The sequence below is a fragment of the Erythrobacter cryptus DSM 12079 genome, from assembly GCF_000422985.1.
GTDB lineage: Bacteria > Pseudomonadota > Alphaproteobacteria > Sphingomonadales > Sphingomonadaceae > Erythrobacter > Erythrobacter cryptus.
The window spans coordinates 322,194-335,191 of the sequence record NZ_AUHC01000001.1; the positions used below are offsets into that span (position 1 = coordinate 322,194).

Sequence of the window (12,998 nt, forward strand, 5' to 3'; positions counted from 1 at the left end):
GATTTCTGTTAGCCCCATGGCCTCATCACGAGGAGGGGCCCCATGAAAACCGCAATGATTCTCGCCGCCGGGCTGTTTGCCCTGGCCAGCACACCTGCTCTGGCACAGGCCAGCGGCACGCTCACCCACTTCACCCGCGACGAGTTCGAGGCGGCGCTGCGCGATGCCGGGGCGACCATCACCTCGCCGCGCACGGCCGAAAGGATCGACTTCACCTTCAATGACGGGGTGCTCGCCGATGCCCTGCTCATGGCCTGCGAGGACAACGAGAAGAAGACCAACTGCCTCGGCAGCTCGATGCTCGCCACCTTCACCCCCGATGACGGCACCACCGATGAGCAGATCGTCGCGGCGATCAACACTTACAATTACCGCGAGAACTTCGGCCGCGCCTATACCGAGCCCGATGGCACCATCGCGGTGCGCATGTACATCATCGCCGATGGCGGGATCACGCGCGAGAACTATCGCCGCCAGATCGGGCTGTGGTTTGGCTCGGTGGTCGATTTCTTCGGCTATCTCTACGGCGAATAGCACCGCCGCGGCGCGCGGCCCGGCCTGCGCCCCCAAGGCTTGGCAAGCGCACTTTCGTTCCGTAAATGTTCCACGTGGAACATTTCCGGATCAAGGGGCGCGGGGCGCAATCGCGGGCCGTTTCGGCCAGATTCGGCCTGCCCGCGCGCGAAGCGGATGGCGATTGGCGCGAGCATGTGCGCATGCTGGGCGAAGCGCCGGTCAAGCTCAAGACCCGGGTGCACGAGGAGCGCGCGCGCAGCATCCTCAGCTTCAACGCCTCGCCCGATATTCCCTTTGACCGCTCGGTCAATGCCTATCGCGGCTGCGAGCATGGCTGCATCTATTGCTATGCCCGGCCCACCCATGCCTGGCACGATCTTTCGCCGGGGCTTGATTTCGAGACCGAGCTTTTCGCCAAGCCCGATGCGGCGGCGCTGCTGCGCGCGGCGCTGGCGCGGCCCGGCTACCAGCCCCGCCCGATCGCCATGGGCACCAACACCGATCCCTATCAGCCGATCGAGCGGCGCTATCGCCTCACCCGCCAGCTGCTCGAGGTCTGCCGCGAAACGCGTCACCCGGTGACGATCACCACCAAGTCCGACCGGGTGCTGGCCGATCTCGATCTGCTCGCAGAGCTGGCGCAGGAAAACCTGGTGGCCGTGGCGATCTCGGTCACCAGCCTCGATCCTGGGCTTTCAGCAAAGCTCGAGCCGCGCTGCCCCACGCCCGAGAAGCGCCTCGCCGCGCTCGGGCGGCTGGTCGAGGCGGGCGTGCCGGTGCATTGTTCACTCTCGCCCGTCATCCCCGCGCTCACCGATCGATTCATCGAGGCGATCATCGCCCGCGCGGCCGCGCTGGGGGTGAGAAGCGTCGGCTGGATCCCGCTGCGCCTGCCGCACGAGGTGGCGCCGCTGTTTCGCGAGTGGCTCGCGGTCCATTTCCCCGAGCGTGCCGCCAAGGTGATGGCAATCGTGCGAGAGATGCGCGCAGGCCGCGACAACGATCCGCGCTTCTTTAGCCGGATGAAGGCGCAAGGGGTGTGGGCCGATCTCATTCGCAGCCGCATCCGCCTTGCCTGCATCAAATCGGGGATTCCCACGGGCGCCAAGCGGGTGCGCTTCGAACTCGATTGCACCCGTTTCCGCCCGCCCGCCAGCAGCGCACAGCTGGCGCTGTTCTGACCGCGCCCGGCCCGGCGCCGGTGACTCAACCTTGCTGGCGCGTGGCCAGCACGGGCGCCTTGGCGGATCGCCAGAGCAACATGACTAATATTTAGCTAATAATTGACTATTTGTATTAATCAATATTGTCGCGATTCTACATCTTTGCCCGACAATTTTCTTGTATAAACAGAATCGGCGCAATCCTGTTTCGAATTTCTGAATATTTCACTCGATTTTCGGGATTGCTGCCGTGTGCCTGATTGAAACTGCACAAGAACATGGTCGCGCAATCATGCCGCCAACACCAGCGCAGGGAAGGATCACGATCATGGGCAAGATCAGAATACTCATCGAGATGGCGGGCGATACCAATGTGGCCAAGGCCGCCGCCGCCTTTGCCGCCGATGTCGCCGCCGAAGGCGGAGCCGATGGCGCCAAGGCGATGATGAAATCGAAGACCGTCAGCGCCGCAGATGGGGTCAAGGGCCTCAGCATCGATACCGATTTCGGGGTGGCGGTGGTCACCGATATCGCCGCCGGGGGCCCCGCGGCCGGGTTTGCCGCGGCCGATGGCGATACGGCTTCGGGCGATGAGCCGGCCGCCTTCGACATGCAGCCGCCGATCTCGGAAACATATCTGATGCGCGCCGAATGCGAGGCCGGCGAGGCCGAGAGGATCGCCGATGAGCTGCTGGCGCAGGACGGGGTGATCGGGGTGTTTGCCGATGTCGCGATCGAGCCTTGCCTGATCTGCCCCGGCTCGCCGCCGCTCGGCGATCATCACACCGTGGAACGGCTGCTGTGCACCGATGCGCTGCACCGCGCCGGGGCGACGGGCGAAGGTGTGCTGGTGGCGATCGTCGATACCGGCATCAACCTTGCCCACCTTGCCGCCAGGGGCAAGCATCCCGCCTTCGATGCAACGCGCAGCTGGGTGCCGCGCGTGGGCCTGGTGCCGGGCAATCTGCCGGTGGGCCACGGTACCATGTGCGCCTTTGATGTCTGCATCGCCGCGCCCAGGTGCACCCTGCTCGATATCGCGCTGCTGCAATCGACCGCGACCGGCGCCACCCGCATGGAGGGCTTCCTTTCGGATGCGGTGCGGGCCTACAACCACCTCATCGCCGTGATGCGCGCCCCGCGGCGCCCGGGCGAAACCCGCTCGCTGGTGGTCAACAACAGCTGGGGCATGTTCCACCCCTCGTGGGACTTCCCGGTCGGCCACCCGGGCAATTACAGCGACAACCCCAACCACCCCTTCAACCGCATCGTCGCCACGCTTGCCAGCCACGGCGCCGATATCCTCTTTGCCGCGGGCAATTGCGGCAGCGATTGCCCCGATGGCCGGTGCCAGGGGGTGACCGCCAACGCCATCTATGGGGCCAACAGCCACCCCGAGGTGCTCTCGGTCGCCGGGGTGGACACTGGCAAGACGCGCGTGGGCTATTCGAGCAAGGGCCCCGGGCGGCTGGCGCGCACCAAGCCCGATATTTCGGGCTACACCCATTTCAGCGGTTCGGGGGTCTATGCGGCCGATGGCGGCACCTCGGCGGCCTGCCCGGTGGTGGCCGGCGTGGTCGCCGCGATCCGCACCAAGCGCCCCTTCGTCGCCGGCAATCCCGCGCGCAGCCCGGCGGCGATCCGTGCGCTGGTGACCGGCACCGCCGAGGACCTTGGCAGCAGCGGCTATGATTTCCTCCACGGCTTCGGGGTGGTCAATGGCTGCGCCATCGCCCGGCAGTTGCAGCCGCTGGTCATCGATATTTGCCGGCGCTTCCCCCACCTGTGCCGCCCGGTGCCGGTGCCGCCCGACCTGTGCCGGCGCTTCCCTCAACTGTGCCGCCCGATCCCGCCGATCCCGCCCATCCCCCCGATCCCGCCGATCCCGCCCGTGCCCCCGGTGCCGCCGATCCCGCCGCGCCCGGGGCTCGATGCCGGCGCGGGCGATCCTTACGCCTGGGGCTGGCCAGGCGCCGCGCCGATGGGCGGCATGCTCGATCTTGGCGATGGCAGCGCCCTCTCTCAGCTTGGTCTCGATGATCTGGCCGAGTTGTTCTATTATCTCGGCCAGGTTGATGCCCGTGCCGGCGCCGCGCTCACCGCTCCGCCCGCTCCGGCCCCGGCAAGGCCCGCCGGGGGCGGATGCGGCTGCGGCGGCTAGGCCGCGAGGCAAGCAGAAAGGACTTGCGGCCATGCCCGAACCCGAGAACACCGCGGCCGATGCCCCCGAGCCGGGTGACAAGGTGATGGTGCAGTTTCGCTATGATGGCGAAGCTCCGCCTGACCGTGAGGGCGTGGCCGCCCTTTTTGCGATCCCGCTCGACGTCATCGATCCTGATTTCGGCGTGATCGTCACCGACGAGGCCGAAAGGCTCGCCTGCGTGCTGGTGTCGCGCGCTTGGGCCGCGCGCGTCGATCCGCGCTTTGCCGGGGCCGAGGAACCGGGCGGGGTGTTTTCCAACCCGCGCATTGCCCCCTTCGGCCCGCCGGCGGCAGGTGAGGAAGGCGAAGCGGCGGATTAGGCGCCGAACCCCTCGCCCGCCTCCAAGGGCGCAAAGCGAATGAGCCGACTGTCAAGAAGCGCAGCGCTGCGGTTGATCACCGCCTTTTGATAGTCAGGGTCCTTGATCATGGCAAAGAAGGCCGCGGCATTGGGATAGAAGGCGATGAAGCCATCATCCCAGCGCTTGCCTTCCGGCCCGGTCACCATGGTCTCGAAGCGTCCGCGCCACACGATCCTGCCGCCCACGCGCTGGAAGATCGGCGCACTGGTGCGGCCATATTCCTCATAGGCGCGCCGCCCGCTCCAGCCCTTGCCCGCATGTTCGTGGCCTTCGGGATAGTCGGCAAGCGCGCGATAGGCGAGCAGGTTGAGCATGTGGATCGGCGTGTCGCGCGGCAGGGCCTTGAAGGCGGCAAAATTGGCCGCGCCCGGATCAATATAGGCTGTCATCCCCGTCCCATCCCTTTCCTTTGAGATCGTATTGCATATAGACCGTATCGAGCCTGCGGCCGAATTTCCTGCCAACCTTGCGCATCCGCCCGGCATGGACAAAGCCGCATTTGGCATGGAGCGCCACCGAGGCCGGCTCGCCTCCGCCGATCACCGCGATCATCTGCTCGAACCCGGCCGCGCGCGCCGCTTCGATCAGCGCTGGCAGCAGGGCGCTGCCGATCCCCTGCCCGCGCGCATCGGCGGCGACATAGATGCTGTCCTCGCAGGTCGGGGCATAGGCCGGCCGCTCGCGGAAGCGCGCGGCATAGGCATAGGCGATCACCTCACCGCCGCGCTCGGCGACGAGGAAGGGCAAGCCCCGTGCGGCAAATTCGGCGATCTTCGCTGCCCAGGCCTCGGCGCCTGGCGCCTCGAGATCGAAGGTGGCGGTGCCGTTTGCCACGTGCCAGGCATAGATCGCCGCGATCGCGCCGGCATCGGCGGGCGCGCCTCTGCGGATCGCCGGATCAGGCGAGCTGGTAGTCACGGAAGCGATCGCGCAGATCCTTCTTGCTGATCTTGCCAGTGGCGGTGTGGGGGATCTCGTCGACGAACTCGACCGCATCGGGCAGCCACCACTTGGCCACCAGCGGCCGCAGGTGCTCGATGATGTCCTCTGCGCTGACCTCGGCCCCGGCCTTCTTCACCACGAACAGCACCGGGCGCTCGTCCCACTTGGGGTGGGGCACGCCGATGCAGGCTGCCTCGGCCACGCCCGGGTGCCCGCAGGCGGCGTTTTCCAGCTCGACCGAGCTGATCCACTCCCCGCCCGACTTGATCACGTCCTTGGTGCGATCGGTGAGCTGGAGCGTGCCATCGGGATGGAGAATGCCGACATCGCCGGTATCGAACCAGCCCTCGTCGTTGACCGCGTCCTTATCGGCCTTGAAATAGCGCTTGATCACCCAGGGCCCGCGGATCTGCAGCGCGCCCGCAGTCTTGCCGTCGCGCGGCAGTTCGGTGGTCATGTCATCAAGATCAACCGTGCGCAGCTGGACGCCGAAGATCGGGCGGCCCTGCATCGCGGTCTTTTCGACCTTCTCTTCAAGGGTGAGGCTGTCCCAGTCCCAGGTCGGCCCACCCACCGTGCCGATGGGCGACGTCTCGGTCATGCCCCAGGCGTGCTGCACCCTTGTGCCGTTCTTGAGCAGCCGCTCGATCATGAACCGGGGCGCCGCCGAGCCGCCGATGGTGGCGGCCTTGAGCGGCGGCAGATCGAGCCCGTTGGCATCGCAATATTGGAAATGCGCAAGCCACACCGTGGGCACCCCGGCGCTGTCGGTCACACCCTCATCGAGCATCAGCTGGTGCAGCACCGCCGGATCGTTGAGGGCGGAAAAGACGAACTTGATCCCCGCCATCGCCCCGGCATAGGGCAGGCCCCAGCTGGCTGCGTGGAACATCGGCACCACCGGGAGCATCACCGAGGAGGCGCTGAAGTTGAACGCCGCCGGTTGCAGGCCGGCAAGGGCGTGTAGCACGGTCGAGCGGTGCTCATACTGCACCCCCTTGGGATTGCCGGTGGTGCCCGAGGTGTAGCAGATCATGCAAGGGTCGGTCTCGGCGCCCATGACCCATGCGAAATCGCCGTCCTCGGCCCCGATCCAGTCCTCGAAGGCCGGCGCGTTGGCGCCGCTATCGTAGCAGATATAGTGCTCGACCGTGGGCCAGCGATCGCGCATCCGGTCGACAATCGGCTGGAAGGCGGCATCGTAGCACAGCACCCGGTCTTCGGCGTGATTGACGATATATTCGAGCTGGTCGTCAAACAGCCGCGGGTTGACGGTGTGGAGCACCCCGCCCATGCCCGCCACGCCATACCAGCTGACGAGGTGGCGCGAATGGTTCATGGCAAGGCTCGCCACCCGCTCGCCCGGCTTGATCCCGAGCCGCTGGAGCGCCTGCGCCATCTTGAGGGCATCGCGGCGGATCCCGGCCCAGTTGGTGCGGGTGATGCTGCCATCGGCCCAGCGGCTGACGATCTCGCGCGTCGGCGCCTCGCGCGCGGCATGATCGATCACCGCGGTCACCCGCATGGTCCAGTCCTGCATCGCTCCGAGCCTGGTGGCGGCCATTTCTCTCTCCCTGTCTGGCTGGCGCGGCCGGGCGCTGTGCCCTGAGCCCCGCGGAATCGCGCCCGATTTCATGCCCGCCTGCCGCGCGCTTGGCAATCGCGGCGGCTGAGCGCCAGGGGCGAGCGCAAGGCCCGCGCGCTTCAGCCCCGCAGGGCGCGGCATGCCCCTGTTTTGCGGCGCTCTCAGGCCACCAGCCGCAGCTGGGGCCGGCGCTTGAGGGGCGCGAGCGCGACCTGGCTGATCCCTTCGACCGCGCCGAGCCTTTCGGCAAGTTCGCCCGAGAGCACGAAGCGCGTGCCGAGCCTCACGTGCGCCGTCCCCCCGCCCGCAAGCCTGAGGCACGCCACCACCTCGCCATTGCCGCCCTCGCCCTCGCTCCGCGCCGCCTCGAGCTCGCGCTTCAATTCGCCTAGCGCGGTGATGCTGGCGATCTCGAGCGCAAGCTGCATCGGCGTGGTGCCGCTCACCTCCTTCAAGGGCCGCGCCCCGCGCACGGTGAGGCGCGGCGGCTCGTCGGGATTGGGGGCATCGAGTTCCACCGTCAGCAACAGGCACTCGCCCGCCTCGGCCCAGCGCTCGAAGGAAGGGATCAGCGCCTCCTCGAAGCAGGCGGCGGAAAACTGCCCGCTGGCATCAGAAAAATCGGCCCGCACGAAGGCGCCGCCCTTGCGCGTGCGCGCCTTGGTCAGCCCTTCGACCATCACCGCCATTACCGCGGTGCCGCGCCCGCCCGGCGGCGCCCCGGCCTCGATCAGGCTCTGGTAGGAGCGCGCGCCATTGGCCGAGGCGATGGCGCGATATTGCTGCACCGGGTGGGCGGAGAAGAAGAAGCCGAAATTCTCGCGTTCCTTGGCCATGCGCTCGGCCCGGCTCCAGGGCGCGGCCGGCTGCAGGCGCAGCGCCGCGGCCTCGCCCGCATCGCCGCCGAACAGCCCGCCCTGCCCGCTGCTGCGCTCGCGCGCGGCCGCCTCGGCAAGCGCCATCAGGTGCTCGGCATTGGCGTGGAGCAGGGCGCGATCGGGCTCGAGCTCATCGAGCGCGCCCGCACCGATCAGCGCTTCCAGTTGGCGGCGGTTCATGCTGCCCGGGGGCAGGCGCTCGAAGAAATCCTTGAGGCTGGCGAAGGGCCCGCGCGCCCGGCGCTCGGCGACGATCGCCTCCATCGCCTTTTCCCCGACATTGCGGATGCCTGCGAGCGCATAGCGCACGCCATAGCCCGCATCGGTCTGCTCTACGGTGAATTCGGCCTCGCTGGCGTTGATTGCGGGCGGCAGGATGGCAACGCCGCCCGCCCCATTGGGATAGCGCCGCGCGTCATCGACAAACACGCTGAGCTTGTCCGACTGGTGCATGTCGAAGCACATCGAGGCGGCGTAGAACTCCTCGGGATAATGGGCTTTGAGCCAGGCGGTCTGATAGGCGAGCAGGGCATAGGCCGCGGCGTGGCTCTTGTTGAAGCCATAGCCGGCAAACTTGTCGATGAGGTCGAACAGCTCGTTGGCACGCTGGGGCGGGATATCGGAAACCTTGCCGCAGCCCTCGACAAAGCGGGCGCGCTGGGCGTCCATCTCCTCCTTGATCTTCTTGCCCATCGCCCGGCGCAAGAGGTCGGCCTCGCCCAGCGAATAGCCGGCCAGCACCTGCGCGGCCTGCATCACCTGTTCCTGATAGACGAAGATGCCGTAGGTCTCGGCGAGGATCTGCTCGAGCCTGGGATGGGGATATTCGATCGGCACCAGCCCCGCCTTGCGCTGGCCGAACAGGTCGATATTGTCCATCGGCCCGGGCCGGTAGAGCGAGACCAGCGCGATGATGTCGCCAAAATTGGTGGGCTTTACCGATTTGAGCGTGCGGCGCATCCCTTCCGATTCAAGCTGGAACACCCCCACGGTGTTGCCCGCCTGCATCAGCTGATAGACCGCCGGATCGTCGAGCGGCAGGGCGCCCAGATCGATGCCAATGCCGCGCGCGGCGAGCAGATCGACCGCCTTGCGCAACACCGAGAGCGTCTTGAGCCCGAGAAAGTCGAACTTGACGAGGCCGGCGCTCTCGACATGCTTCATGTCGAACTGGGTCACCGGCATGTCCGAACGCGGATCGCGGTAGAGCGGCACCAGCTCTGCCAGCGGGCGATCGCCGATCACCACACCGGCGGCATGGGTGGAGGAATTGCGCGGCAGGCCTTCAAGCTGCATGGCGAGGTCAACCATGCGCCTGACCTCGGGATCATTGTCATATTCGCGCTTGAACTCGGCCACGCCGTTGAGCGCGCGCGGCAGCGTCCAGGGATCGGTGGGATGGTTGGGCACCATCTTGCACAGCCGATCAACCTGGTCATAGCTCAACTGCAGGATGCGCCCGCAATCGCGCAGCACCGCGCGCGCCTTCAGCTTGCCGAAGGTGATGATCTGGGCGACGTGATCGGCCCCGTATTTGGCCTGGACATAGCGGATCACCTCGCCGCGGCGGGTTTCGCAGAAGTCGATATCGAAATCGGGCATCGAGACGCGCTCGGGATTGAGGAAGCGCTCGAACAGCAGCCCCAGGCGGATCGGATCGAGATCGGTGATGGTGAGCGCCCAGGCGACCAGCGAGCCCGCCCCCGAACCGCGCCCCGGCCCCACCGGAATGCCCTGCTGCTTGGCCCATTTGATGAAATCGGCAACGATGAGGAAATAGCCGGGAAAGCCCATCTTGGTGATCACCTCGACCTCGAAGGCGAGGCGATCGAAATAGGCGCGGCGTTCCTCCTCGCTGAGATCGGGATAGGCGGCCAGCCGCGCCTCGAGCCCGCGGCGCGCATCCTCGGCCAGCATCCGCGCCTCGCCCGCCTGGTCGCCGGCGAGGCTCGGCAGGATCGGCTTGCGATAGGGCGGGGCGACCGCGCAGCGCTGGGCAATCACCAAGGTGTTGGCGATGGCCTCGGGCAGGTCGGCAAACAGCTCCTCCATCATCGCCGCCGACTTGACGAAGGCCTGCGGGTTCGAGCGCACCCGCTCCTCCGCCTCAAGGTGGGTGGAATGGGCGATGCACAGCATGGCATCATGCGCGGCGTGCATCTGCGGCTCGGCGAAATTGGCAGGGTTGGTGGCCACCAGCGGCAGATCGCGCGCATAGGCCAGATCGATCAGCGCCTCCTCGGCGCGTGCGCAGACCGGATCGCCATGGCGCGCCAGTTCGACATAGAGCCGCCCGGGAAAAAGCTGCATCAGCCGCTCGGCCAGCCGCGCGGCCGCCTCGTGCTGGCCCTCGGCAAGCAGCCGGGTGAGCGCCCCCTCTTCCGCCCCGGTGAGCGCGATCAGACCCTCGCTGCGGCCTTCCAGATCAGCCAGCGTGACATGCGGCGCGCGCTCGAGCGGGCGATCGAGATGGGCCCTGGAGACGAGGTGGCACAGATTGGCATAGCCCGCCTCGTCCTTGGCATAGAGCGGCAGGTGATCGATCGCCGCCCCGCCCTCCTCGCGCGCCACCCCCAGCAGCGCGCCGATGATCGGCTGCACCCCTTCGCTCTTGCACGCCGCGGCGAAGGCCATCGCGGCATAAAGCCCGTTGCGGTCGCAGATGGCGATGGCGGGAAAGCCGCGCTCGCGCGCGAGCCTGGCGATCGCCTTGGGATCGATCGCCCCCTCGAGCATCGAATAGCTCGAAAACACGCGCAGCGGGACGAAGCGGGCAAAGGGCATGGGCCAAGCCTAGGCCATGGCGGCGATTCCCGCAGCCCGCCGCGGCGCGGGTTGTCCACAGCCGCGCCCGGCGCGCCTCACAGCAGCGCCTCGATATCGCGCGCGATCCGCTCGGGCGTATCGGTGGGGGCATAGCGGCGCACCACCCTGCCCTCGCGGTCGATCAGGAACTTGGTGAAGTTCCACTTGATCGCGCTGGTGCCCAGCACCCCCTTGGCCTCGCGCTTCATCCAGTCGAACAGCGGCGAGGCATCGGGGCCATTGACCTCGATCTTGGCCATCAGCGGGAAGGTGACGCCAAAGTTGACGCTGCAGAACTGGGCGATCTCCTCGTTGCTGCCCGGCTCCTGCGCGCCGAACTGGTTGCAGGGAAAGCCCAGCACCTCAAAGCCCCTGTCCTTGTAGCGCTGATAGAGCGCCTCGAGCCCTTCATATTGCGGTGTGAAGCCGCATTTGGAGGCGGTGTTGACCACGAGCAGCACCTTGCCGAGCTTGTCCTTGAGATCGAGCGGCTCGCCGCGGTTGGTGGTAACGGTGAAATCGGCAATCGTGGTCATGGCATCTGCCCTTCCTGTTCGTGCAGCACCCCGTCCTTGAGCCGCACCACCCGGTCCATCTTTGCGGCGAGGCGTTCGTTGTGGGTGGCAACCAGCGCGGCGCTGCCCTCGCCCCGCACCAGCGCGAGGAACTGGGCGAGCACCACGTCCGAGGTCGCCTCGTCGAGATTGCCGGTCGGCTCGTCGGCAAGCACCAGCGCCGGCCGGTTGGCCAGCGCCCGGGCCACGGCGACGCGCTGCTGCTCGCCGCCCGAAAGCTGGCTGGGCCGGTGGGTGAGCCGCGCGCCAAGCCCAAGCCCGGCAAGCAGCGCCTCGGCCCGCGCATCGGCCTCGGCGCGCGGGCGGCCAAGGATCATCTGCGGCATCACCACGTTCTCGCGCGCGTCGAAATCGGGGAGCAGGTGGTGGAACTGATAGACAAAGCCAAGGTGCTCGCGCCGCAATTGCGTGCGCGCATCGGCGGAAAGCTCCTCGGCGCAGACCCCGGCGATGCGGATCGAGCCTTCAAACCCGCCCTCGAGCAGGCCGACCGCCTGGAGCATGGTCGATTTGCCCGAGCCCGAAGGCCCGAGCAGCGCGACGATCTCGCCCGGCATGATGTCAAGATCGACCCCGCGCAGCACCTCGATGCGCTCCCCCCCCTGGATGAAGCTGCGCTTAAGGCCGCGCAGCGCCACGATCGGCTCCACCCTATTCATAGCGCAGCACCTGCACCGGATCGGTGTTGGCAGCCTTGAGCGCGGGGTAGAGCGTGGCAAGGAAGCTCAAGGTGAGCGCCAGCGCGATGATCCCGGCCACCTCCCACGGATCGGTGCGCGACGGCAGGGTGGAAAGGAAGCGCACCTCCGGATCCCAGATCTGCTGGCCGGTGGCAAAGGCGATGGCCGCGACGATCTGTTCGCGGAAGAACAGCACGATTGCGCCCAGCACCAGGCCCGCCGCGGTGCCGATCGCCCCCACGGTGGTGCCGGTGGTGACGAAGATCTTGAGCAGGCTTCGCCGGGTTGCCCCCATGGTGCGCATGATCGCGATGTCGCGGGTCTTGGCGCGCACCAGCATGACGAGGCTCGAAAGGATATTGAAGGCCGCAACCAGCACCATGAAACTCAAGGCAAAGAACATCGCCACGCGCTCGACCTGCAGGGCCTCGAACAGCGCTGCGTTCATGGTCTTCCAGTCGGCAATCACCGCCTTGCCCGACAGGCTCTCGGCCACGGGCGCAAGGATCGTGCCGACCCGGTCGGGATCGTCCACCGTCACCTCGATCTGCGCCACGGCATCGCCCATCAGCAGCAGGGTCTGCGCGTCCTTCAAGGGCATCACCACGAACTTCTCGTCGAAGGTGTAGATGCCGACCTCGAAGATCGCGCCGACCTCGTAGCCCACTTGGCGGATCGAGGTGCCGAAGGGCGTGGTGCGGCCCTGGGGGTTGATGATGGTGATGATATCGCCCACCCGCACCCCGAGGTTCTGCGCCAGCCGGCTGCCGAGCGCGACCCGGCCTGACCCGTCGAGCACATTGGCAATATCGCCGATCAGCACCTTGTCGGAAAGCGCGCGGATATCGGCATCGGTGTGGCCGCGCACGAACACCGCCTCCACCCGCCCGCCGTAGCTCGCGAGCAGGGGCTGCTCGATCAGCGGCGAGGCTTCGCGCACCCCGGGCGTGCGCTCGAGCCGGGCGATGATGCGCTGCCAGTCCTCGATCCGCCCGCCATAGGCCTGCACCACGGCATGGCCGTTGAGGCTGGTGATCTTCTCGAGCAGTTCGGCGCGAAAGCCGTTCATCACGCTCATCACCACTACCAGCAGCGCCACAGAAAGCGCCACCACCCCCACCGAGATGCCGGCCACCAGCGCGATGAAGGCCTCGCCCCGGCCGGGCCAGAGGTAGCGCTTGGCGATCATCCATTCGAAGGGGGAAAGCATGAGAGGAACGATGAGGCCCGGAAAGCTGCGGTGCGGGATGCATCTAGGGCGCGCGCGCGCGCTCGGCAATCCCGCCCGCA

At 67.3% G+C, this 12,998-nt stretch carries 11 protein-coding genes; 4 read left to right on the forward strand and 7 right to left on the reverse strand.

Annotated features, from left to right (window positions below):
- Positions 1 to 42 precede the first annotated feature (42 nt).
- From G524_RS0101545 to G524_RS0101560, 4 genes are all read left to right on the forward strand, one after another.
- The gene (locus tag G524_RS0101545) at positions 43 to 534 is read left to right on the forward strand and encodes a YbjN domain-containing protein (protein ID WP_027442129.1); all 492 of its coding nucleotides are present in this window, start codon (positions 43 to 45) and stop codon (positions 532 to 534) included.
- Positions 535 to 599: 65 nt separating this feature from the next.
- A complete protein-coding gene (locus tag G524_RS0101550; RefSeq protein ID WP_027442130.1) occupies positions 600 to 1,697 on the forward strand; it encodes a PA0069 family radical SAM protein in 1,098 nt (365 codons plus the stop codon).
- A gap of 310 nt (positions 1,698 to 2,007) precedes the next feature.
- Positions 2,008 to 3,840, forward strand: coding sequence for a S8 family peptidase (locus G524_RS14645; protein ID WP_051220816.1), 1,833 nt, complete (start codon positions 2,008 to 2,010; stop codon positions 3,838 to 3,840).
- 31 nt (positions 3,841 to 3,871) lie between these two features.
- Positions 3,872 to 4,201: a hypothetical protein gene (locus G524_RS0101560; RefSeq protein ID WP_027442131.1), complete on the forward strand. Its 330-nt coding sequence runs from the start codon at positions 3,872 to 3,874 to the stop codon at positions 4,199 to 4,201.
- Here the strand turns inward: G524_RS0101560 and G524_RS0101565 are convergent.
- The 7 genes from G524_RS0101565 to G524_RS0101595 form a co-directional block, all read right to left on the reverse strand.
- Positions 4,198 to 4,632 (reverse strand): DUF1330 domain-containing protein, encoded by a 435-nt coding sequence (locus G524_RS0101565; protein WP_027442132.1) that lies wholly within the window; start codon positions 4,630 to 4,632, stop codon positions 4,198 to 4,200. The genes G524_RS0101560 and G524_RS0101565 overlap by 4 nt on opposite strands.
- Positions 4,616 to 5,161, reverse strand: coding sequence for a GNAT family N-acetyltransferase (locus G524_RS0101570; protein ID WP_245561257.1), 546 nt, complete (start codon positions 5,159 to 5,161; stop codon positions 4,616 to 4,618). The genes G524_RS0101565 and G524_RS0101570 overlap by 17 nt, the downstream gene beginning before the upstream one ends.
- A complete protein-coding gene (locus G524_RS0101575; RefSeq protein ID WP_036857073.1) occupies positions 5,142 to 6,749 on the reverse strand; it encodes a long-chain fatty acid--CoA ligase in 1,608 nt (535 codons plus the stop codon). Before G524_RS0101575 ends, G524_RS0101570 begins: the two co-directional genes overlap by 20 nt.
- A 182-nt stretch (positions 6,750 to 6,931) precedes the next feature.
- Positions 6,932 to 10,432, reverse strand: a complete 3,501-nt coding sequence (dnaE, locus tag G524_RS0101580) for a DNA polymerase III subunit alpha (RefSeq protein WP_027442135.1) — start codon at positions 10,430 to 10,432, stop codon at positions 6,932 to 6,934.
- Positions 10,433 to 10,509: 77 nt separating this feature from the next.
- Positions 10,510 to 10,989, reverse strand: coding sequence for a glutathione peroxidase (locus tag G524_RS0101585; protein WP_027442136.1), 480 nt, complete (start codon positions 10,987 to 10,989; stop codon positions 10,510 to 10,512).
- Complete coding sequence (locus tag G524_RS0101590; RefSeq protein ID WP_027442137.1) at positions 10,986 to 11,687, reverse strand: ABC transporter ATP-binding protein; 702 nt, start codon at positions 11,685 to 11,687, stop codon at positions 10,986 to 10,988. Before G524_RS0101590 ends, G524_RS0101585 begins: the two co-directional genes overlap by 4 nt.
- Positions 11,680 to 12,918, reverse strand: coding sequence for a lipoprotein-releasing ABC transporter permease subunit (locus G524_RS0101595; protein WP_027442138.1), 1,239 nt, complete (start codon positions 12,916 to 12,918; stop codon positions 11,680 to 11,682). Before G524_RS0101595 ends, G524_RS0101590 begins: the two co-directional genes overlap by 8 nt.
- Positions 12,919 to 12,998 lie beyond the last annotated feature (80 nt).

Bases quoted from the DNA above. Each gene is read 5' to 3' on its own strand.
- G524_RS0101590 (WP_027442137.1), bottom strand. From the start codon at position 11,687: ATGAATAGGGTGGAGCCGATCGTGGCGCTGCGCGGCCTTAAGCGCAGC.
- G524_RS0101565 (WP_027442132.1), bottom strand. From the start codon at position 4,632: ATGACAGCCTATATTGATCCGGGCGCGGCCAATTTTGCCGCCTTCAAG.
- G524_RS0101575 (WP_036857073.1), bottom strand. From the start codon at position 6,749: ATGGCCGCCACCAGGCTCGGAGCGATGCAGGACTGGACCATGCGGGTG.
- G524_RS14645 (WP_051220816.1), top strand. From the start codon at position 2,008: ATGGGCAAGATCAGAATACTCATCGAGATGGCGGGCGATACCAATGTG.
- G524_RS0101595 (WP_027442138.1), bottom strand. From the start codon at position 12,918: ATGCTTTCCCCCTTCGAATGGATGATCGCCAAGCGCTACCTCTGGCCC.
- dnaE (WP_027442135.1), bottom strand. From the start codon at position 10,432: ATGCCCTTTGCCCGCTTCGTCCCGCTGCGCGTGTTTTCGAGCTATTCG.
- G524_RS0101585 (WP_027442136.1), bottom strand. From the start codon at position 10,989: ATGACCACGATTGCCGATTTCACCGTTACCACCAACCGCGGCGAGCCG.
- G524_RS0101550 (WP_027442130.1), top strand. From the start codon at position 600: ATGTTCCACGTGGAACATTTCCGGATCAAGGGGCGCGGGGCGCAATCG.
- G524_RS0101545 (WP_027442129.1), top strand. From the start codon at position 43: ATGAAAACCGCAATGATTCTCGCCGCCGGGCTGTTTGCCCTGGCCAGC.
- G524_RS0101560 (WP_027442131.1), top strand. From the start codon at position 3,872: ATGCCCGAACCCGAGAACACCGCGGCCGATGCCCCCGAGCCGGGTGAC.